22 protein-coding genes are annotated in these 24137 nt (G+C 62.7%); 20 read left to right on the forward strand and 2 right to left on the reverse strand.

The genetic code is table 11. The annotated features are described in order from the left end of the window. Positions 1–67: 67 nt before the first annotated feature. A complete protein-coding gene (locus tag ACP15W_RS06910; RefSeq protein WP_424932118.1) occupies positions 68–430 on the reverse strand; it encodes a YraN family protein in 363 nt (120 codons plus the stop codon). Further along, positions 427–1317, reverse strand: a complete 891-nt coding sequence (rsmI, locus tag ACP15W_RS06915; protein ID WP_424932119.1) for a 16S rRNA (cytidine(1402)-2'-O)-methyltransferase — start codon at positions 1315–1317, stop codon at positions 427–429. The genes ACP15W_RS06910 and rsmI overlap by 4 nt, the downstream gene beginning before the upstream one ends. An 86-nt stretch (positions 1318–1403) precedes the next feature. Here rsmI and ACP15W_RS06920 point away from each other — a divergent pair, with 86 nt between their 5' ends. From ACP15W_RS06920 to lpxB, 20 genes are all read left to right on the forward strand, one after another. Next, on the forward strand, positions 1404–2597 hold the full coding sequence (locus ACP15W_RS06920; RefSeq protein ID WP_424932120.1) for a penicillin-binding protein activator: 1194 nt from the start codon (positions 1404–1406) through the stop codon (positions 2595–2597). Next, positions 2587–5436 carry a [protein-PII] uridylyltransferase gene (locus ACP15W_RS06925; protein ID WP_424932121.1) on the forward strand — a complete coding sequence of 950 codons (2850 nt, stop codon included), beginning with the start codon at positions 2587–2589 and terminating at the stop codon, positions 5434–5436. The genes ACP15W_RS06920 and ACP15W_RS06925 overlap by 11 nt, the downstream gene beginning before the upstream one ends. Further along, positions 5436–6992 (forward strand): murein biosynthesis integral membrane protein MurJ, encoded by a 1557-nt coding sequence (murJ, locus tag ACP15W_RS06930; RefSeq protein WP_424932294.1) that lies wholly within the window; start codon positions 5436–5438, stop codon positions 6990–6992. The genes ACP15W_RS06925 and murJ overlap by 1 nt, the downstream gene beginning before the upstream one ends. A 142-nt stretch (positions 6993–7134) precedes the next feature. Then, positions 7135–8487, forward strand: coding sequence for a tetratricopeptide repeat protein (locus tag ACP15W_RS06935; RefSeq protein WP_424932122.1), 1353 nt, complete (start codon positions 7135–7137; stop codon positions 8485–8487). 44 nt (positions 8488–8531) lie between these two features. Beyond that, positions 8532–9023: a hypothetical protein gene (locus ACP15W_RS06940; RefSeq protein ID WP_424932123.1), complete on the forward strand. Its 492-nt coding sequence runs from the start codon at positions 8532–8534 to the stop codon at positions 9021–9023. Positions 9024–9324: 301 nt separating this feature from the next. Further along, entirely contained in the window at positions 9325–10146 is an 822-nt protein-coding gene (locus ACP15W_RS06945) for a sulfite exporter TauE/SafE family protein (RefSeq protein ID WP_424932124.1), read from the forward strand. 173 nt (positions 10147–10319) lie between these two features. Then, complete coding sequence (gene rpsB, locus ACP15W_RS06950; RefSeq protein ID WP_424932125.1) at positions 10320–11132, forward strand: 30S ribosomal protein S2; 813 nt, start codon at positions 10320–10322, stop codon at positions 11130–11132. A gap of 86 nt (positions 11133–11218) precedes the next feature. Beyond that, on the forward strand, positions 11219–12094 hold the full coding sequence (gene tsf / locus ACP15W_RS06955) for a translation elongation factor Ts (protein ID WP_424932126.1): 876 nt from the start codon (positions 11219–11221) through the stop codon (positions 12092–12094). A 143-nt stretch (positions 12095–12237) separates the two neighbouring features. Then, positions 12238–12990, forward strand: coding sequence for a UMP kinase (pyrH, locus tag ACP15W_RS06960; RefSeq protein ID WP_424932127.1), 753 nt, complete (start codon positions 12238–12240; stop codon positions 12988–12990). Positions 12991–13020: 30 nt separating this feature from the next. After that, complete coding sequence (gene frr / locus ACP15W_RS06965) at positions 13021–13587, forward strand: ribosome recycling factor (RefSeq protein WP_424932128.1); 567 nt, start codon at positions 13021–13023, stop codon at positions 13585–13587. A 43-nt stretch (positions 13588–13630) separates the two neighbouring features. Beyond that, positions 13631–14362 carry a polyprenyl diphosphate synthase gene (gene uppS / locus ACP15W_RS06970; RefSeq protein ID WP_424932129.1) on the forward strand — a complete coding sequence of 244 codons (732 nt, stop codon included), beginning with the start codon at positions 13631–13633 and terminating at the stop codon, positions 14360–14362. After that, positions 14359–15180 (forward strand): phosphatidate cytidylyltransferase, encoded by an 822-nt coding sequence (locus ACP15W_RS06975; protein ID WP_424932130.1) that lies wholly within the window; start codon positions 14359–14361, stop codon positions 15178–15180. The genes uppS and ACP15W_RS06975 overlap by 4 nt, the downstream gene beginning before the upstream one ends. Before the next feature lie 3 nt (positions 15181–15183). Continuing rightward, complete coding sequence (dxr, locus tag ACP15W_RS06980) at positions 15184–16368, forward strand: 1-deoxy-D-xylulose-5-phosphate reductoisomerase (RefSeq protein WP_424932131.1); 1185 nt, start codon at positions 15184–15186, stop codon at positions 16366–16368. Further along, complete coding sequence (rseP, locus tag ACP15W_RS06985; protein ID WP_424932132.1) at positions 16352–17716, forward strand: RIP metalloprotease RseP; 1365 nt, start codon at positions 16352–16354, stop codon at positions 17714–17716. Before dxr ends, rseP begins: the two co-directional genes overlap by 17 nt. 43 nt (positions 17717–17759) lie before the next feature. Continuing rightward, on the forward strand, positions 17760–20099 hold the full coding sequence (gene bamA / locus ACP15W_RS06990) for an outer membrane protein assembly factor BamA (RefSeq protein ID WP_424932133.1): 2340 nt from the start codon (positions 17760–17762) through the stop codon (positions 20097–20099). 7 nt (positions 20100–20106) lie between these two features. Further along, positions 20107–20718: an OmpH family outer membrane protein gene (locus ACP15W_RS06995; RefSeq protein ID WP_424932134.1), complete on the forward strand. Its 612-nt coding sequence runs from the start codon at positions 20107–20109 to the stop codon at positions 20716–20718. Further along, positions 20715–21200: a 3-hydroxyacyl-ACP dehydratase FabZ gene (fabZ, locus tag ACP15W_RS07000; protein ID WP_424932135.1), complete on the forward strand. Its 486-nt coding sequence runs from the start codon at positions 20715–20717 to the stop codon at positions 21198–21200. Before ACP15W_RS06995 ends, fabZ begins: the two co-directional genes overlap by 4 nt. Before the next feature lie 4 nt (positions 21201–21204). Beyond that, on the forward strand, positions 21205–22008 hold the full coding sequence (gene lpxA / locus ACP15W_RS07005) for an acyl-ACP--UDP-N-acetylglucosamine O-acyltransferase (protein WP_424932136.1): 804 nt from the start codon (positions 21205–21207) through the stop codon (positions 22006–22008). A 4-nt stretch (positions 22009–22012) separates the two neighbouring features. Further along, positions 22013–22855 carry an LpxI family protein gene (locus ACP15W_RS07010; protein ID WP_424932137.1) on the forward strand — a complete coding sequence of 281 codons (843 nt, stop codon included), beginning with the start codon at positions 22013–22015 and terminating at the stop codon, positions 22853–22855. Then, positions 22852–24078: a lipid-A-disaccharide synthase gene (gene lpxB, locus ACP15W_RS07015; protein ID WP_424932138.1), complete on the forward strand. Its 1227-nt coding sequence runs from the start codon at positions 22852–22854 to the stop codon at positions 24076–24078. Before ACP15W_RS07010 ends, lpxB begins: the two co-directional genes overlap by 4 nt. The last annotated feature ends 59 nt before the right edge of the window (positions 24079–24137 follow it).

The raw sequence follows: 24137 nt of genomic DNA on the forward strand, positions 1-24137 counted from the left end.
TATTGTGTTATGCCCCTCATGGCCGAGGGCGGGGCATGTTGGCAAGATCCCGCAGGTGCAGCGCGGATTACCAGCCCTCGAAGCTCGCCGCGTTCTCGATCCTTTCGCAGCGGCCCGTGCCATCGACGGCGACGAGGTCGAAGCGGCAGGGTTGGTCGTCCTGACCATGCTCCGCCATGTAGAGGCTGGCGGCATTTCCGATCCGGCGCCATTGGGCGGGGCTGACGGACCCTGCGGCGCGCGCGAGGCTGGTGCGTGTCTTTACCTCCGCGAAGATCAGGCCATCGGGTCCTTCGAGCACGAGGTCGATCTCCCCGTGGGCGCAGCGCCAGCGCCGGGCCACGAGCGAGATGCCGTCCGCCGCGTAGGACCTGAGCGCGATCTCCTCGGCGGCAAGACCTGACTGGTGGTTGCGCGCACCGCTGCTCATTTTGCGGAAGCCAGTTCAAGCGCGCGGGCGTAGACCTGCTTCCGGGGCAGGCCGAGTTCGGTGGCGACGGAACTGGCTGCATCCTTGAGAGAGCCTGCTTCGAGTGCCGCCAGGAGGCGCGTGTCGATGTCGGCCTCGGTGATTTCGCGTGCCAGGGGCGGCCCGACGACTACAACGATCTCTCCCTTGGGGTCCGGAGCGTTGGCATACTGGGCAGCAAGCTCGTCGAGCGTCCCGCGCCGGGCCTCCTCGAACCGCTTTGTGAGCTCGCGGCACACTGCAGCCTCGCGATCGCCACCCAGCACGGCACACATTTCCGCGAGGCTTGCGGCCAGCCTGTGGGGCGATTCATAGAACACCAGACTGGAGGGCACGGGGGCGAGCTCGGCCAGTTCGCGCCGTCGCGCACCGGATTTCGAGGGCAGGAAGCCCGCGAACAAGAAGCGATCGGTGGGAAGGCCCGCGATGCAGAGCGCGGAGAGCAGGGCGGAGGCGCCTGGAACAGCAACCACGTCGTAACCGGCCTCGATTGCGGCCCGGACGAGCGGATAACCCGGATCGGAGACCACAGGCGTGCCGGCATCGGACACCAGCGCTACGGATTTGCCTTCGGCGAGGGCTGCCAGGATCTGCGGCCGCTGCCTTGCGCCGTTGTGATCGTGATAGGGCCAGAAGCTGCGCGCTTCGCGCTTTACGCCGTGAATGTCGAGCAACTTTCGCGTGTTGCGCGTGTCTTCGGCGGCAAGGATGTCGGCCGTGCCCAGCACATCGAGCGCGCGGAGCGAGATGTCGCGCGCATTGCCGATCGGGGTCGCTACAAGATGGAGGATGCCCGACGGTTTTCCGCCGCTGCGGGACGGGTCGTCGGCCATGTCTGTCTCGTCCATTCTTCGTTTACTTTTCCGGGGCTAACCCATACCTTGCTGCGCGCCAGACGTCCATTGAACAGACACCGGAAACAGGGTGAACATTGATGCTGCAGGTTCGCAAATCAATCCGCAAGGTTTTGAAGGCCGTCGTGCCTTGCCTCTTTGCGGCAAGTCTCGCTGCCTGCACGGTGCCCGGGCCCACGCAGGTTTCGAGCAGCGGTGTCGACGTCGACCCGAACCAGCCGGTGCAGGTTGCGCTTCTGGTGCCGACCGGCTCGGGTGAGCCGGGCAAGGAGGAGATCGGTCGCAGCCTGATCAACGCCGCGCAGCTTGCGCAGCGTGATCTGCAGAATGCCGAGATCGACCTGCGGATCTATCCGACTTCGGGGACCACGAACGGTGGTGCCGCGGCTGCGAATCAGGCGGTGAGTGAAGGGGCGAAGGTCATCGTCGGCCCGCTCTTTTCGACCGCCACGGCCGGAGCCGAACCGGTCGCGCGCGCGGCCGGCGTGACCATGTTCTCCATGAGCAACAACCCGGAAGTTGCCAGTTCGACGACCTATATCCTCGGAAACAGCTTCGCCAACACGGCTGAGAGCCTCGTCAGCTATGGCCTGTCTCAGGGCCTGAGGAACTACGGCATCGTCTATCCGTCCAATCTCGAAGGCGAGACCGCGCGCAACGCGGCAGCCTCCGCAGTCAGCCGGAGTGGCGCGAACCTCGTGGGCTCGGAGCCCTATGACCTTTCGGTAGAATCGATCCGGTCGTCGGCCGCACCTGCGGCGGCTGCGCTGAATGCGCGTGGTGCCAATGCGGTGATCCTGACGGATGGTCCGACTGGCGGCCTCGGCTACATTGCCGAATCCCTACGCATCAACGGCCTCAGCTCGGACAATGTACGGTTCCTTGGCATGCAGCGCTGGGACACCTCGGGCGAAATCATGTCGCTCGACAGCCTTCAGGGCGATGTTTTCGCGGCTCCCGATCCCGCCCAGCTCGGCGTTTTCAACGGCCGCTACCTGACCGCATATGGCGAGAACCCGCACACGCTTGCCGGCCTTGCCTATGACGGCATCGCGGCCATCGGTGCGCTGATCTCCGAAGCCAGGACCAACGGTGGCAACCCGTTCACGTCCGAACGCATCATCGACCCCTCCGGTTTCGTCGGTGCGACGGGTCTGTTCCGTTTCTACCCCAACGGCACCAACCAGCGTACGCTCGCGATTTTCCAGGTCCAGTCCGGTCAGGCCACGGTGATCCGGTCGGCGCCGAGGAGTTTCGACTCTCTTGCGTATTGAACAAAGCCTGCTGCCGACCACCGATACCGCGTGGTCGGGACTCGTCGACGAGCCCAAACACCTGATCGATCGTGAGGGTCTGCTTGCAGAGTTCGCGGTCCTTCAGGAATCTGCCTCCGATCCGACCGATTTCCGCAATCGGGCGGTCAAGGCGATTGCGGATGCCTATACTTCCGGACGGGAACTGATCGCTGATCTGATCGCCCAATCTCCGCGCGAGGCCTATCGCGCAGTCTACGACTACACGCGCCTGACCGACCAGATGATCCGGCTGATCCTCGAGCTGTCGGCGACCTATCTGCACCCGCGGCCGAACCCCACGGAGGGGGAGAGGATTGCTGTTGTCGCGGTGGGCGGCTATGGCCGCGGTGAGATGGCGCCTTTCTCGGATGTCGATATTCTGTTCCTGACGCCCTACAAACAGACCGCATGGTGCGAGACGCTTATCGAGAGTGCGCTCTATTGCCTCTGGGATCTCAAGTTGAAGGTCGGGCAGGCGGTTCGGACGGTCGACGACTGTATCCGTCAGAGCAAGAAGGACGGCACGATCCGCACGTCGCTCCTCGAGCAGCGCCACCTGTGGGGCAATGAAGCGCTTTCCACCGAGCTTCGCGAACGGCTGTTCAATGAGCTCTTCAAGGGCACGGGGCCCGAATTCGTCGAGTTGAAGCTCGAAGAGCGCGCCGAGCGGCACAAGCGCCAGGGAAGTTCCCGCTACCTGCTCGAACCTAACATCAAGGACGGGAAGGGCGGGCTTCGCGACCTTCAGATGTTGTTCTGGATCGCGAAATACCTCAACAACGTGCGCAGCCCGGAAGACCTCGTGGAACTGGGTGTATTTTCGCCGGAGGAATACGAGATCTTCGTGGAGGCGGCGGCGTTTCTCTGGACCGCCCGCGTGCATCTGCATCTGATCAACAACCGGGCAAGCGAACTGCTGAGTTTCGACATGCAGGTGGAGGTCTCCGAGCGGCTCGGCTACGGCAGCACTGATGGCCAGCGCGCTGTCGAGTGTTTCATGCAGGACTATTTCACGCATGCGAAGCACGTGGGCGATCTGACGCGTATCTTCTCTGCCGCGCTCGAAGCGCAGCATGTGAAGGCCAAGCCGGGGCTTACCCGCGCCTTCCGGAATGTCTTTTCCTACGAGAGGGACACCACCGGACCGTTGTATCGGCTGAAACACGGCCGTATCGACGTCGCCGAGGAGGAAGAGTTCCTTTCGGATCCGGTGAATTTCCTGCGGCTCTTCAAGGAAAACCTTGTAACCGGCATTCCGATCCACCCCGATGTCCTGCGGCTCGTGGTGGCCAATCTCGACCTGATCGATGATCGGATGCGGGAGAACGAGGAAGCCAATCACATCTTCCTCGAATTGCTCCTGAATCACAACAACCCCGAGCGTGTGTTGCGGCTGATGAACGAGGTTGGCGTCCTTGGGGCGTTCATGCCGGAATTCGGTCGGATCGTCGCGATGATGCAGTTCAACATGTATCATCACTACACGGTCGATGAGCATACGATCCGCGTGATCTCGACGCTCAGCAAGATCGAGCGCGGGGAAATGAAGCAGCGGATGCCCACATCGACGCGCATCCTCTCGCGTGGAATAAACCGGCGTGTGCTCTATGTCGCGCTGCTCCTGCACGATATCGGCAAGGGCTCCGGCCAGGACCATTCGATCTATGGCGCCGACGTGGCGCTGAAGGTCTGTCCAAGGCTTGGTCTGAATGCCGAGGAGACCGAGCTTGTGTCCTGGCTCGTGCGTCATCACCTCCTGATGTCCGATGTCGCGCAGAAGCGTGACCTCACCGATCCGCGGACCGTGCGCGATTTTGCCCAGGTGGTGAAGAGCCCGACGCGCCTGCGTCTGCTGACGGTTCTTACGGTTTGCGATATTCACGGCGTCGGACCCAATGTCTGGAACAACTGGAAGGCCTCGCTGCTGCGGGCGCTCTACGGCGAGACGCTCGAGTATCTCACCGGCGGAAGCCAGGCGCAGGGACGCCCGGAGCGGGAAGCCGAGGCCAAGGAGGCACTAAGCGCGGCGCTGGAAGGTTGGAGTGCCGAGGAGATCGAACTGGAGCTGTCGCGGCACTATGCGCCATACTGGCTCGGCTTCGACAATTCGACCCATGTGATCTTTGCCGAGCTTCTGCGGAAGCTGCCGACGGACGAAGCGGCCATTGCCATCGAGCAGGACGACGCACGTGACGCGACACGGGCCTGTTTCGCGATGACCGATCATCCGGGCATCTTCGCGCGGCTCACGGGTGCGCTCGCGCTGGTGGGGGCCAACGTGGTGGATGCGCGCTCCTACATTACCAGTGACGGTGTCGCGACCGCAGCGTTCTGGATCCAGGATGCGGATGGGCAGCCCTATGGCGAGTCCCGGCTCGGGCGGCTCCGGCGCAGCGTGCAGCGGACGCTCAAGGGCGAGATCCTCGCAAGTGAGGCGCTGAAGGAGAAGGATCGGATCAAGCCGCGGGAACGCAAGTTCAGCGTGCCGACGCGGGTGAGTTTCGACAATACGGGCAGTGACATCTACACGATCGTCGAGGTGGAGACCTTTGACCGTCCGGGCCTGCTCTTCGATCTGTCTCGGGCCTTCAAGCGCGGCAACATCTCGGTCGCGTCCTCGATTGTCGCGACCTATGGCAAGCAGGCAGTCGATGTCTTCTATGTGAAGGACATATTTGGCCTGAAGATCCATTCCCAGTCCAAGCAGAGGGCGCTCGAGGCGCGGATCCGCACGGCAATCGACCCGGGTTCCGCCGAGATGCCGCCACAGGCCAGGGCCGTAAAGCAGGCAAAGGGCGGAGGCGGGGAAAGCTCGTGATCCGTCCCATCCGGCTTTTGCCGGCCTTCCTGACCGTCGGGTCCTGGACGATGCTGAGCCGTGTACTTGGTTTGGCGCGCGACGTGCTGATGGCGGCCTTTCTCGGCACAGGGCCGGTGGCGCAGGCTTTCCTGATTGCGTTCACCTTGCCCAACATGTTTCGACGCTTCTTTGCCGAAGGCGCGTTCAACATGGCCTTCGTGCCGATCTTTGCCAAAAAGGTCGAGGCCGGCGAAGACCCGTTGGGCTTCGCGCGGGATGCCTTTTCGGCGCTGGCGAGTTTCCTGATTGGTTTCACGTTGCTCGCTCAACTGGCCATGCCCTGGCTGGTGCTCGCGATGGCGAGCGGTTTTGCGGGTGACGAACGCTATGACCTGAGCGTCTTCTATGGGCGTATCGCCTTTCCCTATATTCTGTTCATCTCGCTGACCGCGCTGCTCAGCGGTGTGCTCAATGCGCTGGGCCGGTTCTCGGAAGCGGCGGCGGCGCCGATCCTGATGAACGTCGTGATGATCACCTTTCTGCTTGCGGGCTACTGGAGCGGGGGGGATGTCGGGCTCTGGCAAATCTGGTCCGTGCCCGTGGCGGGGGTGGCGCAATTCGCACTGGTCTGGTGGGGGGCATCGCGAGCGGGATTTCGTCTGGTGCCGCGCCTGCCGCGCCTCACGCCCGATATCCGGCGACTTGCCATGGTTGGCGCACCTGCGCTGCTCACGGGCGGCGTGGTGCAGATCAACCTGCTGGTGGGGCGGCAGGTCGGATCGTTCTTTGACGGCGCCGTGGCCTGGCTCTCATATGCCGACCGCCTCTACCAGCTTCCGCTTGGTGTGGTCGGTGTCGCCATTGGCGTGGTTCTTCTGCCCGATCTCTCGAGGCGGCTGCGGGCGGATGACGTTTCGGGTGCGCGTAATGCCGCGAACCGCGCGACCGAACTGACGCTTGCCCTGACGGTTCCGGCGGCGCTCGCGCTTCTCGTCATTCCTGCGCCCATCGTCTCGGTATTGTTCGAACGCGGGGAGTTTTCCGCGTCCGACACCGCAGCGACGGCAATCGCGGTCATGATCTACGGTGCGGGGCTTCCGGCCTTCGTGCTGCAGAAGGTCTACATGCCGATGTATTACGCACGAGAGGATAGCCGGACCCCGCTGCGCTTCACCATTCACGCGATGATCGTGAACGCAGTCGCGGCAATTGCACTTGCGCCCTTCCTTGGATTTTCGGCGGCAGCGCTTGGCACGACGCTGGCAGGCTGGACGATGCTGTTCCAGCTTTGGAACGGCACACGCGCCATGGGGGAGGCCGCACGCTGGGACGCGGGGATCAAGCGTGCTGCCCCGAGGATCGTGCTGGCAAGCGTTCTGATGGCGATTGCGTTGATCGGTTTGCAGTACCTGATGGCGGATCTTCTCGCGGATGCGGTCTGGCGTTACGGCGCGCTCTTCTTGCTCGTTGCCGCGGGTGGGGCGATCTATCTCGGAGCAGCCATTGCCGTACGCGCCCTGGTGCCCTCCGAACTGAAGCGGCTTCTGCGCCGGAACTCTGCCTCTTCCGCCTGAACGCGCGGATCACGTACGCGTGACAGGGTCGTGCGTAATTCTCCGGCCATCTCAACCGTATACTCACGGGACAGCGCTCTGGTGGGGCGCGCGGACCGGGCACTGGGCGCGGTCGAAATCGCAGGAAGACAGGGCCAAGCGCATGATTCGAGAAGACCGATACGGACTGCTGACCAGCTCGACGGAAACTGAAGCGATTCATGCGTTGGAGGAAGCGGTTCACGGTGTCGGTGCGCATCGGCCGAATGCCGCAACGGCGCTGGGACGTGCGATCTCCCTCGATCCCGATCATGTGGCCGCTCATGCGCTCAAGGGGTTTGCCTGCCTGATCCTCGCGCGGAAGGAACTCGTGCCGGATGCGGCCCAGGCGCTGAAGGATGCCCGTTCGGCCCTCCGCCGCCGGGATGGCGGGACACGTGACGAGCGCGTCCTGGTCGATGCCCTCTCGCTGGCACTCGACGGCTACTTTGGTCTCGCTTCCGACAAGCTTGATGCCGGGTTTGCCGATCGGCCGGCGGCCTTTCTTCCCTTCAAACTCTCTCATTCGCTGCGCTTCATGATCGGCGATGGGCCGGGAATGCTGGCGGCGAGCCGGCGGATGCTGGGCGCCTGGAGTGAAGACAATGAGGCAGCGGGTTTCCTGCTCGGTTGTCATGCGTTTGCGCTGGAGGAGAGCGGTGCCTATGCCGAGGCAGAGGCCGCCGGGCGGCAGGCCGTTTCGCTGCAGCGCGAGGATGCCTGGGGCATGCATGCCGTGGGGCATGTCTACGAAATGTCGGGAGATGCCGAGGCCGGTATCTCCTGGCTTGAAAGCGGGCGCGGGGACTGGTCACGTTGCAACAACTTCTCTTTCCACATGGCCTGGCATCTTGGACTCCTGCATCTCGAGCGGGGCGAACATGACCAGGTGCTGCAACTTTATGACGAAGATGTGCGGCCCGAGCAGACGGACGACTTCCGCGATGTTGCCAACGCTGTCTCTCTGCTCTGGCGGCTCGAGCACAGTGGGGCCGCCGTGGGCCGACGCTGGGAGGAACTGGCGGAAATTGCCCGGCGCCGCGCACAGGATACGAGCCTCATGTTCGCCGTTCTGCACAATCTTCTGGCGCTCGTGGCCTCGGGAGATGAGGCAAATGCGGCCCTGACGCTGCAATCCATTTCCGAGCGGGCCAAAGGTGAGGCGGATCAGTCACGCGTGGCAGCCGAGATCGGCTTGCCGCTGGCCCGGCTAATTTCCGATCTGATGCCCGGCGCTTGCCGAGATGGTTTGCCGGCGCAGGAAACGCGCCTGACCCTCGATGACCTGCTGGGACGTCTGCCGCGGATTGGCGGCAGCAATGCCCAACGCGATGTGTTCGTGCTTGCGCTCGCCGATCACGCCGCCCGCCGGGGGGATGAGCTTTCACTTGCGCGGATCAAACGGGCGCGCAACCGACTGAAGGCAGAAGACAACCTCCTGGAGGCAGTTGGACGCCACGCGGCCAGAATGGCCTGACAGCTATTGCCCCGCGGGGCTTTCATACCACCGGAGAAAACTCGATGAACACGATGACCCAAGCCGCGGCGCGGCTCGAATTCCCTGTTCTCAATCGCAGCCTGATTGTCACCCTGCTTCTGGCAGGCCTCGCGGCGGATATCGCCTGGGAGGTTTGGGCGCGCGGGATCACGCCCCTGCTGATCGGTGGACCGCTCGAGCCTTCCGCACTTGTTCGCTCGGTCTTCGGTATCCAGAGCAAGGGACTCTCGGAAGCGATCCACATCATCACCGGGCTGGTCTTCTATCCCATCGGGTATCTCTTCATCGTTCGCCCGCTACAGAAGATGGTTCTGCCGAGCCTGCCCGCTCTGCTGACCGGTGCAGCCTACGGTGTCGCGCTCTGGGTGTTTGCCCTTTATGTGATGGCGCATCTTGTCGCCGGCTTCCCGCCGTTCCTGAACTTCGGCAATCTGGCCTGGGTCTCGCTGGCCGGACATGTGCTTTACGGGGTGATCGTGGCGCTCGTCGTCGACATGCGGGCGCGTCGCGCATGATCTAATCTGCCGCACGGCTCCCGACAAAAGAGAGGCCCCCGCAGTTGACTGTGGGGGCGTTGCTGTTCTCCAGGTCATGAACCGCGTTGCTGGCGCAGGGTAGGGGGCGGTGGAATGGTGTCGATCTGGAGCCGGGATGGCCGGTTTCTCGGTCAGAACGGCCGCGCGAACGGTTCGATCTTGAGCAGATTTGCCAAGATGTTGATTGCAGGGGGATCTTGTCTTTCATCAGGCTTTGCACGTCGCGAAAGCCCGGAGTAGGACGAGACGTCGCATCCTTGCCGAGTAGGTTCCCTGTATCATGCCCGATCCCGCCCAGCTTCTGCCATTCCTCGGCCTGCTTTTCGTGATCGGCGCATTCGCCGGCGTTGTTGCGGGGCTCCTCGGTGTCGGTGGCGGCATCGTGCTCGTGCCGGCCTTTCTCTACACCTTCATCGGCATGGGATACGATGGTCCGCTGGTGATGCAGGTCTGTCTGGCCACATCGCTCGCCACCATCATCGTGACGTCGGCGCGCTCGCTCAGCAGCCACAACAGGAAGGGGGCGGTGCGATGGGATATCCTGAAGAGCTGGGCGCCGGGGATTGCCGTAGGGGCGCTTTTCGGGGTCGTGATCGCGCGCGGGCTCAAAACCGAATCCCTGATGATCACCTTCGGCATTCTCGGGACGCTTGTCGGCCTTTATATCGGTTTCGGACGGGATGACTGGCGTCTGGGAACAGAAATGCCGGGACGCGTTGGGCGGAGCATTACCTCGGCGGTCGTGGGGTTCATCTCGGTGCTGATGGGGATCGGCGGGGGAAGCTTTGGCGTGCCGATCATGCGGCTCTTCGGGGTGCCCATCCACAATGCCGTGGCGACCGCCTCCGGGTTTGGGCTTTCGATCGCGCTGCCTTCGGTTCTGGGCTTCCTCTTGACGGGCCATGGTGCGGAAGGCTTGCCACCCTTCACGCTGGGGCTCGTGAATCTTCCGGCCTTTCTCGTGGTGATTTCGGCCACAATCTTCACCGCTCCACTGGGGGCGAAGCTCGCGCACGCGATGAACCCGAAGCCCCTCAAGCGCACCTTTGCGGTGTTTATCGTGATCACTGCGCTCAACATGCTCCGGCAGGCAGTCTTCTGATTCCTGGTGGCACCGACACTTTCCTGTTGCCAAGCCTGATTTTTGCGGCTATCGGCACGCCACTCTAAATCCACAGGCGGAGGCGCGGCGTTCGGGGGAGACATCCTCGAGGGTCCACCGGTTGGGCAATTGCTCTTCTCTCCGCTGAGGCGAAACCGGAAAGGAAACGGATAATGGCTCTTCCCGAGTTCAGTCTTCGTCAGCTTCTCGAAGCGGGCGTTCACTTCGGCCACCAGACGCATCGCTGGAACCCGCGCATGGGTCCCTACATCTACGGCGAGCGCAATGGCATCCATGTCATCGACCTGACCCAGACCATGCCGCTGCTCGATGCCGCGCTGCATGCTGTTCAGCAGACGGTCGCAAAGGGTGGTCGCATTCTCTTCGTCGGCACCAAGCGCCAGGCGCAGAAGGCAATCTCCGACGCCGCCGAGCGTTCGGCACAGTATTACATGAACCACCGCTGGCTGGGCGGCACGCTCACCAACTGGAAGACGGTTTCCAATTCGATCGCGCGCCTGCGCTCCATCGACGAGAAGCTCGAGGGCGGTGCCGAAGGCCTCACCAAGAAGGAGCGTCTCGGTCTCGAGCGCGAGCAGGCCAAGCTGCAGCAGTCGCTTGGCGGAATCCGTGAGATGGGCGGCACGCCGGATCTGATCTTCGTCGTGGACACCAACAAGGAAGACCTGGCGATCCTCGAGGCGAAGAAGCTCGGCATTCCGGTGATCGCGGTTCTCGACACCAACTCCTCCCCCGACGGTATCGACTACCCGATTCCGGGCAACGATGATGCGGCCCGCGCCATCGCGCTCTACTGCGATCTGGTGGCCCGCGCGGCACTGGACGGCATGGCTGCACAGCTTGGCTCCGCCGGTATCGACGTCGGCGAATTCGAGGAAGCACCGGTCGAGGAACTGCTCGAGGAAGAGAGCGCCCCGGCAGCGGAAGCTCCGGCCGAAGGCGAAGCTCCCGAAGCCAGCGCCTGATTTGTCATGGAACCGTCGCGGGATGGGCGTAATCCTCCGCGGCGGGTTCCATATTACCTGCTAGAAGACGTTTGAGGAGAGCGACGATGTCGATCACCGCTGCTATGGTCAAGGAACTGCGCGACGCATCGGGCGCAGGCATGATGGATGCCAAGAAGGCACTGACCGAAAACGAAGGCAACATGGAAGCCGCCATCGACTGGCTGCGCACCAAGGGGCTTGCCAAGGCTGCGAAGAAGTCCGGCCGCACCGCGGCTGAGGGCCTGGTTGGCGTGGCTGTCGAAGGCGGCGTCGGCGTTGCTGTGGAAGTCAACTCCGAAACCGATTTCGTCGCGCGTAACGCTGAATTCCAGGGCATGGTGACCGACATCACCAAGGCTGCAGCGGCCGTGTCGGACATCGAAGCGCTCAAGGCGGCCGATCTCGGCGGCAAGTCGGTCGAGACCGTCCTGACGGACAAGATCGCGACAATCGGCGAGAACATGACTCTGCGCCGGATGGCGAAGGTCGAAGGTGAGTCGGTTGCCTCCTACGTGCACAATGGTGTTGCCGATGGTCTCGGCAAGATCGGTGTGCTGGTTGCCCTCAAAGGGGTCGATAACGGTATCGGCAAGCAGATCGCCATGCATGTGGCGGCGACCAACCCCGCTTCGCTGTCGGAAGCCGATCTCGACCCGGCACTCGTCGCACGCGAAAAGAGCGTGCTGACCGAGCAGGCGCGCGAGTCCGGCAAGCCCGAGCAGGTCATCGAGAAGATGATCGTGGGCCGCATGAACAAGTTCTTCGAAGAGGTCACGCTTCTGAAGCAGAAGTTTGTGATCGATCCCGACACCACCGTTGGAAAGGCTGCCGCGGCAGCAGGTGTCGAGGTTCTCGGGTTCGTGCGCCTCGAAGTTGGCGAAGGGATCGAGAAGGAAGAAGAGGATTTCGCAGCCGAGGTCGCCAAGACCGCCGGTCGCTGAGCCCGACATTTCAGCGCGAATATCGAAGCGTTGTCAAAATGCAAGATCTGAAGCCGGGCTGCCTTGCGGCCCGGTTTTCGCGTTGAACCCTTGCCTGTTTTCCGACAGGTTAGCGCCGGTGAGTGGGTCATGAGGAGTTTGTCATGCTGGATGCACCCGAGGAAGGCGATCCGACGCCATCCCTTGTGACATACAAGCGCGTATTGTTGAAAATTTCGGGTGAAGCCCTCATGGGCACCCAGCAGTTCGGCCTGCATCCGCCCACTGTCGAGCGAATCGCCGCTCAGGTGAAAGCGCTGCACGATACCGGAGTTGAAGTTTGTCTCGTCATCGGCGGCGGCAACATCTTCCGTGGGTTGCAAGGCAGCGCCCAGGGCATGGAGCGCACGACCGCCGACTACATGGGCATGCTCGCCACGGTGATGAACGCGCTCGGGATGCAGGGTGCGATCGAGGGACTGGGTCTGCAGACGCGCGTGATCTCGGCCATTCCGATGGATCAGGTCTGCGAACCCTACATTCGTCGGCGGGCCGTTCGCCATCTCGAGAAGGGAAGGGTCTGCATCTTCGCGGCAGGCACCGGCAACCCATATTTCACGACCGATACCGCGGCCACGCTGCGCGCCTCCGAAATGTCGTGTGACGCGATCTTCAAGGGCACGCAGGTGGATGGCGTCTATGACAGCGATCCGAAAAAGAATCCGGATGCGAAACGCTATGATCGGGTCAGCTACGATATTGTGCTACAGAAGAACCTCAAGGTAATGGATGCATCCGCTATTGCCTTGGCGCGGGACAATGGTCTGCCGATCATCGTCTTTGCTCTTGATGAGCCTTGCGGGCTCGCCGGCATCGTGCAGGGCAAGGGCCGGTTTACGATCGTTGAACCCGGGTAAGGCAGACAGCGCCGGATCTAGGAGGCAGACATGTCGGACACCGACATAGAAATTGACGTTGATGCGCTCGAGAAGCGGATGGTCGGCGCGTTGAACGCGCTTAAAGGGGAATTCGCATCGCTGCGGACGGGGCGGGCTTCGGCCTCCATGCTCGATCCGGTAACGGTCGAGGCCTACGGTTCGCCCACGCCGATCAACCAGGTCGGGACCATCACCGTACCCGAGCCCCGTATGGTTCTGGTGAATATCTGGGACAAGAGCCTCGTCAACGCGGTGGACAAGGCGATCCGATCCTCGGGGCTCGGTATCAATCCCCAGATGGATGGTACGATCCTGCGTCTGCCGATCCCCGAACTGAACGAGGAGCGCCGGCGCGAGCTTGCAAAGGTCGCCGGACAATACGCGGAGAACGCGCGGATCGCTGTCCGCAATGTGCGCCGTGACGGCATGGACCAGCTGAAGAAGGCCAAGGCGGCGGGGATGGCTGAGGACGACCAGAAACTCTGGTCGGAGGAAATTCAGAAGCTCACCGACAGCGCGATCGACAAGATAGACGCCGCGCTGGCATCGAAGCAGGATGAGATCATGCAGGTCTGACGGGCCGCAGGGACCGTTCCAGAAGTGTAAGGGGTGCAGTAAGATGGAGTGTGGTTCGAGTTCTGAACCGTCGGTGGGACCAACGCATGTTGCCATCATCATGGATGGCAACGGCCGGTGGGCGGAGAGCCGTGGCCTGCCGCGTCTGCAGGGTCATCGGCGCGGGGCAGACCGGGTCCGAGAGATCGTCGAGGCCTGTCCCGAACTCGGTGTGACACACCTGACGCTCTACGCCTTTTCCACGGAGAACTGGAAGCGCCCGGCCTCGGAGGTCATGGGGCTGATGCGCTTGTTTCGCCGCTACATCAGGAAGGAGGGCGCACGGCTCGTCGATGAGGGTGTGCGCGTGCGCTTCATTGGTGGGCGTGAGCGGCTTGAGCCTGATCTGCAGGCGCAGATGTCGGGTCTCGAAGCCCAGACCCGGATGAACAGCCGTTTCCATCTGACCATCGCGATCAACTATGGCGGGCGGGACGAGATACTTCGCGCCACCCGCCGGATGGCCGACGCGGTTCGCCGTGGCGAAATTTCGTCCGAGGACATCACGGCTGATACCGTCGAGGCCTATCTCGACACCGCCGGACTACCCGACCCGGATCTCATCATCCGCACGTCGGGCGAATATCGCGTATCGGGGTTCCTGCCTTGGCAGTCGGCCTATTCCGAGTTCGCATTTGTCGATACACGATGGCCTGATTTCACCGTAGAGCGGTTTGCCCAGCAGATTCGCGGCTTCGGACGGCGTGAGCGCAGGTTTGGTGCTGTAGCCGGATGACGGAAAAGGGATCAGGCTCGAGCCGCTTCGCCGATCTGGGTATCCGCGCGGTCTCGGGTGTGGTTCTGGGACTTATCAGTCTTGTCTGTGTCGTGATTGGCAACCTGCCGGCCATCCTGCTGGCGGCAGTGCTGCTCTGGCTGCTTCTCTGGGAATACCATCGGATCGTCACCGGCTGCGTGCGTCTCCGGGCACCGGAACTGCTGGTGTTGCAGATCGGTGGAGTGCTTGGGATCATAGTGGCGGGACTGCAATCGATTCCCATCGGTTTCGTGATCTTTACCGTGGCAGTTCTGGTGGCCGGGCTAAAGGCTGGAAAGCAGTTTGCCTTCCTCGCCCTCGGCTCGTTCTATATCGGGATAGCGATAGGCCAGCTTCTCCTGCTGCGGCTCATACATCCAAACGGATTTGCGCTGCTTGTCTGGCTCGTCTGCGTGGTGATTGCCTGTGACGTGGCGGCCTATTTTGCGGGTCGGGTGTTCGGCGGCGCCAAGCTGTGTCCGAGAATCAGCCCGGGAAAGACTCGTTCCGGCGGGCTGGGCGGGCTCGTTGGCGCGATGGTCTTCAGTCTCGGCTATGGTGCGGTTTGCGGTTGGCCGCTTGGAATTGCCGCCGGTGCGGCACTTCTTGTCGCCGCCGCCTCGCAGGTCGGGGACTTGGTCGAATCCTGGATGAAGCGGCGCGCCGGAGTGAAGGACTCCGGCATTCTCCTACCGGGACATGGCGGTTTCCTGGACCGGCTAGATGGGGTATTGGGGGGAACATGGGCCTTCATGGCTCTGGATGCCCTCGGGCTCGGAATATATCTGACCAACTGACCCATGCGACGCAAGATCAGCATCTTTGGTTCCACCGGCTCAATCGGACAGAACACTGTCTCGCTGATCCAAGCGCAGGGCGGGAGGGACGCCTATGATGTCGTGGCGCTGTCAGGCGCGCGCAACATCCCTCTCCTTGCGGAGCAAGCGCGCACGCTCGGCGCACGCATCGCGGTGACATCAGAGCCCTCGCGGCTCAAGGACTTGCGTGCCGCGCTCGAGGGTAGCGGTGTGGAAGCCGCAGCGGGGCCCGATGCGCTTGAAGACGCCGCAGCGGAACCCGCGGATTGGGCAATGATTGCCATCGTCGGCGCCGCGGGGCTCGTGCCAGGCCTTCGCGCGGCCGAGAGCGGCGCTACGGTTGCGCTCGCCAACAAGGAGAGCCTTGTCTGTGCAGGAGACCTCTTTCTGCGAACCTGCGCCGCGAACGGCGCGCGACTTCTGCCGGTCGACAGTGAACACAGCGCGATCTTCCAGGCCCTCAACGGCGAAAAGCAGGAAGAGGTGGACCGGATCATCCTGACCGCTTCGGGTGGGCCCTTCCGGGATTGGAGTCGCGAGGCGATGGCGCGTGCCACACCCGCCCAGGCCATCGCACATCCAAACTGGGACATGGGCCAGCGCATCTCCATCGACAGTGCGTCGATGTTCAACAAGGCGCTTGAGGTAATTGAGGCGCATGTGCTGTTCGATCTGCCGCCCTCGTGCATCGAGGTTATCGTGCATCCTCAGTCGATCATTCATTCACTGGTCGGGTTCCGCGATGGCTCGATCATGGCCCATCTGGGGCCGGCGGACATGCGCGGAGCGATCGGTTACGCGCTGAACTGGCCCGATCGGCGCGTGCTTCCCATCGAACGGCTGGATCTTGCCGCACTCGCTCGGCTCGATTTTTCTGCACCCGATGAGGAGCGTTTTCCTGCTCTCCGTATTGCACATGACGTGATGGAAATGGGTGGGTTGGCCGGTGCGATATTCAATGCCGCCAAGGAGACCGCCCTCGACGGCTTTCTCGCGGGACGGATCGGTTTTCTTGACATGTCGGCGCTTGTCGAACATGTCACGCAGACCCTTGGCCGGGACGCGGCCGCATGTGGTGCGGATTATGCTCTCGGGGAAGTCCTCGAAGCCGATGCGCTGGCCCGTGCGGCGGGACTGGCTTGGATGAAATGTGACGTCGGAGCCTGACACGATGGACCTGATCTCGAGTATTCCGTTCTTCGGTCCGTTTCTCTCGACGGTCATTCCCTTCGTGGTGGTGCTCGGGATCGTGGTCTTTGTCCACGAATACGGCCATTACATCGTTGCTCGCTGGTGTGGTATTCATTCGGAGGTGTTCTCCATCGGGTTCGGGCCGGTGATCTGGTCGCGTACCGACGCGCGCGGCACGCTCTGGCAGCTCGCGGCAATCCCGTTGGGGGGATACGTGAAATTCCTCGGCGATGGGGACGGCTCCAGCCGGGCCGACCCGGGAGCGCTTGCGCACATGTCGCAGCAGGACCTGACACGCAGCTTCCATGGCGCGGCCGTCTGGCGTCGCTCTCTGACCGTTCTGGCTGGGCCGGTGGCGAATTTCATTCTCACGATCGTGGTCTTTGCCGGGCTCGTGACCTGGCAGGGCATGCCCTACGAGCGGCCAGTCGTCGGCGAGATCCTTGAATTGCCCGGTGACGACATGCCCATTCAGGCGGGTGACTTGATCACCGCAGTGAACGGAGCTCCGGTTGCGACCTTCGCCGAGGTGCTGGAGAAGGCGATCGACATGGACCCGGCCGGGCCTATGGAAGTCTCGATCGACCGGGATGGACAGCGGATGACTGTCGAGGCGCCTTTTGCCTTCCCGCCCCTGGTGCAGGGTGTCGAGCCGCTGTCACCTGCGAGCGAGGCGGGGCTGCGGCGCGGTGATGTGATCCTGTCCGCGGACGGAACCGATCTGGTGACTTTCGACGATCTGCGGCAGGTGGTGCTGGCCTCGGGTGACAAGACCATCCCGCTGGATGTCTGGCGCGAAGGCGAGACGGTTCAGCTTCAGATTACCCCTGTGGATCGCGATGCGGATGACGGAGAGGGGGGCTTCGAGCGGCGTGTGATGATCGGTGTCGCGGGCGGCCCGATCTACCTTCCGGCGACCTATACGCCGATGCCTTGGACCGCAGTGGGCGTCGGCGCGATGCGGATGGTCGGGATCATCGGGCAGTCCCTTAACGGCATCAAGCACATGATCACCGGTGCGATCAGCCCGGACAACCTGCAGGGGCCCCTTGGCATTGCGCAGGTCTCCGGCGAGACAGCGCAGCAGGGTTTCCTGAGCTTCATCGTTCTGATCGGGATCATCTCCACCGCCATCGGCATGCTGAACCTCTTTCCGATCCCCGTGCTCGATGGCGGGCATCTGCTCGCATTCCTGATCGAGGCGATCCGCGGGAAGCCTCCGAGCCCCGCAGTGATGCAGATTGCCATGTCTATCGGGCTTGGCTTGATCTTGCTACTGATGGTATTCGCGACATACAACGACATCATGCGGTTGGTGAGTTGACAATAGAGCGGCGAAACCGCTCAAGAGCAGAGGGGCGAACGCCATGGGGCAGGCCACGAGCAGGCGGGGAATTTCTCGCGCAACAGCAATCTGCGCATTCTTCTTTCTGCTGGTCTTTGCCGCAGAAGTGTTTGCCCAGGGAACGGTGACGTTCAGCCGGATCGATGTGGCTGGCAACCAGCGGATCGAGTCCCAGACGGTTCGAACCTTCTCCGGCCTTGAGGCCGGAGAGCCTGTCACGCCGCAGGAGATCAACCTTGCCGTGCGCCGCCTCTATGACTCCGGCTTGTTCGAGGAGGTCACGGTTACACCCGAAGCAGGGCGGCTTCTGATCACGGTCGCGGAAAATCCGATCATCAACCAGGTTGTCTTCGAGGGCAATGACGCCCTCGACGATGATGTTCTGCTGTCCGCCATCGAGTTGCGCCCGCGTCTGGCCTATTCGGCGACGGCGGCGGAAGCCGACGCTCAGCGCATTACCGATGCCTACCGCTTCTCGGGTCGCTATTCCGCCGAGGTCGAGCCGGTCATTATCCGTCGCCAGGACAACAGGGTCGATCTGGTGTTCGAGGTCTACGAAGGCCGCACCACAGCCGTCCAGCGCGTAAGCTTCAACGGCAACCAGGTCTATTCCGACCGGAGACTGCTTCGGGTCATTCAGACCAATCAGTCGAACTGGCTCAGTTTCCTCTTCGGCGGCAACACCTACGATGCAGATCGGCTGGAAGTGGACAGCCAGCTTCTGCGGCAGTTCTACCTCGAGCGGGGCTACTACGACTTCCAGGTTCTTTCGGCCACATCCGAACTGGAGCGTGACCGCAGCGGATTCTTTCTTTCCTTCACGGTCTCCGAGGGACCGCAATACCGCTATGGCCGGGTCGGTGTGACGTCGCAGATCCCCGGTCTGCCAGCAGAATCCTTCCAGCCTTTGCTCGGCACCCTGGTGGCAGGCGAGGTCTACAATGGCACGGAAGTCGAGCGTGTCATCGAGCGCATGGTCTACCAGGCAGGTCAGGAGGGCTATGCCTTCGTGAACATCGAGCCCGTCATCGTCAAGGACGAAGCCAATCGGCTCCTGCAGGTCACGTTCACTCTCTCCCCGGCGGAGCGCGTTTTCATCGAGCGCATCGACATCTCGGGTAACAACCGGACCCTGGACAGGGTGATCCGCAGGCAGTTTCACGTGGTGGAAGGAGATGCCTTCAACACCCGGGAAGTCCGAGAGGCAGAGGACCGGATCCGGGGTCTGGGTTATTTCTCCAACGTTGCAATGAATGTGCGTGATGGCTCCGGCCCAGGCGAGGCGATCGTCGACGTGAAGGTGGAGGAGCAGCCGACCGGCTCGCTCTCCATCGGCGGCGCCTACTCGACCAGCGATGGCGTGACCGCGCAGGTGGGCATCACCGAGCGCAACTTCCTTGGCCGGGGACAGACCGTGTCCGCTACCGTTGCGGCCAACACGGAATACGGCAACTTCGAATTCGGCTTTGCCGAGCCTGAACTTTTCGACCGGGATCTTCTTGCCGGGTTCACGGTCTACTACCGCAGCCGGGACCTCAGCGAGCAGGCCTTCACACAGCGCAATATCGGTTTCGAACCGCGGCTCGGCTTTCCGCTCAGTGAAAACGGTCGCCTGACTGTACGCTACCGGATCTCTTCGGACGAGATTACCGACGTCGATGATGATGCATCGTTGATCATCATGGACGAGGAAGGCGATCTGCTCACCTCGGCGCTTGGCTTCACCTATACCTACGACAAGCGGAACTCCGTCGTCGATCCGACGGCCGGCTTCATCCTGACGTTGAACCAGGAGTTTGCGGGGCTCGGCGGTGACGTGCGGCATTCCAAGACCTATGGTTCCGCGCGAGCATACACGAGCCTCTACGACGAGGAAGTGATCCTCTCTGCCACGCTCGAAGGCGGCGCAATCTTCTCCCAGGACGGCACACGTATCATCGACCGTTTCAACGCAGGAGGCGACAGTTTCCGCGGGTTTGAACGTAACGGGATCGGCCCGCGCGACTTCTGCGATGAGGGTGAATGCGATGCTTCGCAGATTGATGAGGAGGTCGATGAAGCCCTGGGTGGCAACTACTACGGCATCCTGAGGTTCGACGCGAGCTTCCCACTCGGACTTCCACAGGAGTACGGCATCTATGGCGGCCTCTTTGCCGATGTGGGTTCGCTCTGGGGCCTCGACGAAACCGATGGCAGCATGGGTGAAGTGGACGACTCGTTCGAGCTCCGTGCCTCTTCCGGGGTAAGCCTTTTCGTTGATACGCCTTTCGCGCCGTTGCGCTTCAACTACGCGTTCCCGCTGGTGAAGGAAGACTACGACAAGACCGAGCGCTTCCGCTTCTCGCTCCAGACCCGCTTCTGAGCACGCGATGGCCCCCGGAGTTTCAGACCTGTCGAAGATCTGCCGGGCGCTCGGCTTTGCTGCTTGGATTGCGCTAGTGCCCGGCGTTTCTGCCGCGCAGAGCCAGGATACGCCGGCAGTCGCACCGTTTCTCTTCATCAACCAGGAGCGCATCCTGGTCGATTCCGAGGCCGGAAAGGCACTTCTTGCCCAGGAAGAGACGGAGCGGACCCGCCTTGTGGCGGAGGCCCGGTCAATCGATGCGGCATTCGAGGCGGAAGAGCGCGAACTGACCGAGAAACGCAAGACGCTTCCGGCAGCGGAATTTGCCGAGTTGGCCGAGGATTTCGACGCGCGAGTCGTGGCCGCGCGGCAGCGACAGGATGAGCGGTCTGATGCCTTGGCGCAAGAACTTGAACGGGCGCGGCGTCAGTTCTTTGCGGAAGTCGCGCCACTTCTGGTGCAATTTATGGACCGGCATGGCGCTTCGGCAATCTTCGACGAGAACAGCGTCTTGCTTGCGGACCAGCGGCTGAATATCACCGATGCCGTAATCGAGGAAATAGATGCGGCCTATTCGGACGCTCTTTCCGGCGAAGGTACGCCGGACAATCAGAACGATGGGGAAACCGAACCATGACCCTGACCATCAACGAGGACCTCAAGCAGGCGGATGTCCTGCAGATCAAGCGGATGATCCCGCACAGGTATCCGTTCCTGATGATCGATCGGGTGGTCAACATGGAACCGGGCAAGTCCGCGGTGGGGCTCAAGAACGTCACCGTGAACGAACCCCATTTCGAGGGCCATTTCCCGGTATTGCCGGTCATGCCGGGGGTACTGATCGTCGAAGCCATGGCCCAGACCGCCGCCGTCCTGGTCGTCGAGACGCTCGACCTCTATGATAGCAACCGGCTGGTCTATTTCATGAGCATCGACAGCGCGAAGTTCCGCCAGCCCGTGGCACCCGGCGATCAGCTCGAGCTGCACGTCGAGGTCGCACGCGGCAAGTCGAAGATCTGGAAATTCAACGGGACCGGCATGGTGGGCGGCAAGATCGCAGCCGAAGCCGTGTTCACCGCGATGATCATGACCCCCGAGGAAGCTGGCGCAAAGGCCTGAACCAATGTCCATTGACCCTACCGCGGAGATCCACCCAAGCGCCGTCATCGACGAGGGCGCGGTTATCGGTGCCGGCTGCAAGATCGGCGCTTTCTGCGCGGTCGGGCCAGACGTCCGGCTTGGCGAGCGCGTGACGCTCTTGAGCCATGTGGCGGTGGCTGGCAAGACTTCGATCGGCGACGAAACCACGATCTGGCCGTTTGCCTCCATCGGGCAGGTGCCGCAGGATCTGAAATACAGGGGCGAACCGACCGAGTTGGTGGTCGGGGCGCGCAATCATATCCGTGAGCATACCACCATGAGCACCGGCACCGTGGGAGGTGGCGGCATCACGCGTGTGGGGGATGGCAATCTCTTCATGATGTCGACCCACGTGGCACATGACTGCATCATCGGCAACAATGTCATCATGGCAAACAACGCGACGCTTGCGGGCCATTGCGTCGTGGAGGATTTCGTCGTCATGGGCGGGCTTTCCGCGGTTCACCAGCATGTGCGGCTGGGGCGTGGCGCGATGATCGGAGGGCTCGCGGGGGTCGTTGCGGATGTGATACCCTATGGTTCCGTGGCGGGTGAGCGGGCCCACCTGATGGGGCTCAACCTTGTCGGGCTCAAGCGTCGCGCCACCGACCGGGCGCAGATCAACGAACTTCGGGGCGTTTTCGGGGAGCTTTTCAGCAAGGAAGGCACGCTGCAGACAAGGGTCGAAGCCGTCGCGCAGAAACACCCCGATAACCCGCTCATCGCCGAGATCATCGCGTTCATGACCGGCGAAACTTCACGGTCCTTCACCCAGCCGCCCGGTTGAGCCGATGCCGGGCGCGGCTCTTGCGATCGTTGCCGGCCGGGGCAGTCTGCCCCGGTTGCTTGTGGAGGAATGCCTGAGGCGTGGGCGGACCTACTGGATCGTACGATTGCCTGGCGTTTCGCTCGATTGGGCCGAAGGCCATCCTTCCATACCGGCGGAGTTCGAGAAACCCGGACGCCTCTTCAAGGCGCTTCGTTCAGCGGGAGTTGGAGACGTCACATTTGCAGGCGGCATCCGGCGCCCCGAGCTCAACCCGCTGCGTTTCGATTTCAAGATGCTCGCCCTTGCGCCGAAGGTTCTGGCGGGCCTGCGCGCAGGCGATGACCGGACCCTGCGGGTCGTTGCGGAGATATTCGAGGCTGAGGGACTTCGGCTCGTGGGTGCACATGAACTGCTCACTGACCTTCTGGCGCCAGAGGCGGTGCTGACCCGCGTGAAACCCGGGGCAGGGGATCGAGAGGATGCCGACCGCGCACGCGCCATCGTTGACGCCCTGGGTCGCGCTGATGTGGGGCAAACGGCGGTGGTTGCCCAGGGGCTATGCCTCGGCATAGAATCCATACAGGGCACGGACGCCATGCTTGGTTTCGTCGCGAAGACGGCAAGGGATCTGCGTCCGGATCCGTCTGGAGCACGAGGTGTGATGCACAAGGCGCCAAAGCCCGGGCAGGACTGGCGGATCGATTTGCCAGCCATTGGCCCGGACACAGCGAGAGCCGCAGTGGAAGCCGGGCTCGCGGGCATCGTGGTGCAGGCGGGCGGCGTGCTCCTGCTCGATCGTGCGGAGATCGTGAAAATCTGCGATGCCGAGGGGCTGTTTCTCTGGGGCAGGAGTGCGGGCGCATGAGGCCGCCGCACCTCTTCATGATCGCAGGTGAGCCTTCGGGAGATCTGCTTGGAGCGGCATTGATCCGCGGGCTCCGGACGTTGTGCGGCCCCTGTCTCCGGCTTGAGGGTGTGGGCGGACCGGCCATGGAGGGTGAGGGTTTTCGAAGCCGGTTTCCCATGGAGGAACTGTCGGTAATGGGGATCGCGGAGGTTCTGCCGCGTCTTCCGAACCTACTTCGCCGGATCCGGGAGACGACGGAGGCGGTGATTGCCGCAAGGCCCGACGCGCTGGTGACCATCGACAGTCCCGACTTCTGTCTGCGGGTAGCACGGCGGGCCCGCAAGGTCTTGCCCGATCTGAAGGTCATTCACTATGTCGCGCCGTCCGTCTGGGCATGGCGGCCCAAGCGGGCTGACAAGATGGCCAAGGCGGTGGACCACGTGCTGGCTCTCCTGCCGTTCGAACCGCCCTACATGCGTGCCGCAGGCATGACGTGCGATTTCGTTGGTCATCCGGTCGCTGGAACACCGCGGGTGAGCGCGAATGAAATACAATCGCTGCGCTCGGAACTTGGTATCGATGCGAAGCGCAAGGTTCTCGTGGTGTTGCCGGGCTCCCGCGGCAGCGAGGTGCGTCGGCTCGGTCCGGTCTTTCGGGAGGTGGTCGATCGCTTGCGGGCCTCCGAGCCCGATCTGGCCGTTGTGGTTCCGACTGTGGAACCCATGTTCGACGAGGTCAGCGCCCTTCTCGGCACTTCCGGAGAAGGCCGTGCGATTTTTCTGCGCACGGAGAAGGGGGCCGCGGCCTCTGCTTCCGATCGGCGCAAGCATGTGGCCTTTGCCATGGCTGATGCCGCGCTGGCTGCATCCGGAACCGTGAGCCTCGAACTTGCGGCGCATGGCACACCCATGGTGATCGCCTACGGTGCAAATCCTATAACTGCGGCAATCCTGCGTCGGATGGTGCGGCTTGACACGGTGACGCTCGTCAATCTCGTGACGAATACCAGAAGCGTGCCGGAGTTCTTGCTTGAGGATTGCACGCCCGAGAAGATCGCGCCCGCGGTTGCGCTGCTTCTTGCGGATACGGATGCGGCCAATGCCCAGCGGGATGCGGCTGACAGGGCCATGGAGCTCCTTGGCCGCGGCGGCGAGGCGCCGGGGCTGCGCGCGGCAAGGTCAGTGCTTGGTGCCGTTGCGACCGTCAGGGTCGAGGGAAGTCTGCCGCATCTGCGCGGTTGAGTTCACGTTGATTTCAGCCCTGTCCACCGCACCAAGGATCAAGACTTGCCGCCGCGGCC

The organism is Amaricoccus macauensis (assembly GCF_049800915.1).
Classification (GTDB): Bacteria; Pseudomonadota; Alphaproteobacteria; order Rhodobacterales; family Rhodobacteraceae; genus Amaricoccus; species Amaricoccus macauensis_A.

Coding starts and splice junctions, on each gene's coding strand:
- ACP15W_RS06910 (WP_424932118.1), bottom strand. CDS start 430: ATGAGCAGCGGTGCGCGCAACCACCAGTCAGGTCTTGCCGCCGAGGAG.
- rsmI (WP_424932119.1), bottom strand. CDS start 1,317: ATGGACGAGACAGACATGGCCGACGACCCGTCCCGCAGCGGCGGAAAA.
- ACP15W_RS06920 (WP_424932120.1), top strand. CDS start 1,404: ATGCTGCAGGTTCGCAAATCAATCCGCAAGGTTTTGAAGGCCGTCGTG.
- ACP15W_RS06935 (WP_424932122.1), top strand. CDS start 7,135: ATGATTCGAGAAGACCGATACGGACTGCTGACCAGCTCGACGGAAACT.
- ACP15W_RS06940 (WP_424932123.1), top strand. CDS start 8,532: ATGAACACGATGACCCAAGCCGCGGCGCGGCTCGAATTCCCTGTTCTC.
- ACP15W_RS06945 (WP_424932124.1), top strand. CDS start 9,325: ATGCCCGATCCCGCCCAGCTTCTGCCATTCCTCGGCCTGCTTTTCGTG.
- rpsB (WP_424932125.1), top strand. CDS start 10,320: ATGGCTCTTCCCGAGTTCAGTCTTCGTCAGCTTCTCGAAGCGGGCGTT.
- tsf (WP_424932126.1), top strand. CDS start 11,219: ATGTCGATCACCGCTGCTATGGTCAAGGAACTGCGCGACGCATCGGGC.
- pyrH (WP_424932127.1), top strand. CDS start 12,238: ATGCTGGATGCACCCGAGGAAGGCGATCCGACGCCATCCCTTGTGACA.
- frr (WP_424932128.1), top strand. CDS start 13,021: ATGTCGGACACCGACATAGAAATTGACGTTGATGCGCTCGAGAAGCGG.
- uppS (WP_424932129.1), top strand. CDS start 13,631: ATGGAGTGTGGTTCGAGTTCTGAACCGTCGGTGGGACCAACGCATGTT.
- ACP15W_RS06975 (WP_424932130.1), top strand. CDS start 14,359: ATGACGGAAAAGGGATCAGGCTCGAGCCGCTTCGCCGATCTGGGTATC.
- dxr (WP_424932131.1), top strand. CDS start 15,184: ATGCGACGCAAGATCAGCATCTTTGGTTCCACCGGCTCAATCGGACAG.
- bamA (WP_424932133.1), top strand. CDS start 17,760: ATGGGGCAGGCCACGAGCAGGCGGGGAATTTCTCGCGCAACAGCAATC.
- ACP15W_RS06995 (WP_424932134.1), top strand. CDS start 20,107: ATGGCCCCCGGAGTTTCAGACCTGTCGAAGATCTGCCGGGCGCTCGGC.
- fabZ (WP_424932135.1), top strand. CDS start 20,715: ATGACCCTGACCATCAACGAGGACCTCAAGCAGGCGGATGTCCTGCAG.
- lpxA (WP_424932136.1), top strand. CDS start 21,205: ATGTCCATTGACCCTACCGCGGAGATCCACCCAAGCGCCGTCATCGAC.
- ACP15W_RS07010 (WP_424932137.1), top strand. CDS start 22,013: ATGCCGGGCGCGGCTCTTGCGATCGTTGCCGGCCGGGGCAGTCTGCCC.
- lpxB (WP_424932138.1), top strand. CDS start 22,852: ATGAGGCCGCCGCACCTCTTCATGATCGCAGGTGAGCCTTCGGGAGAT.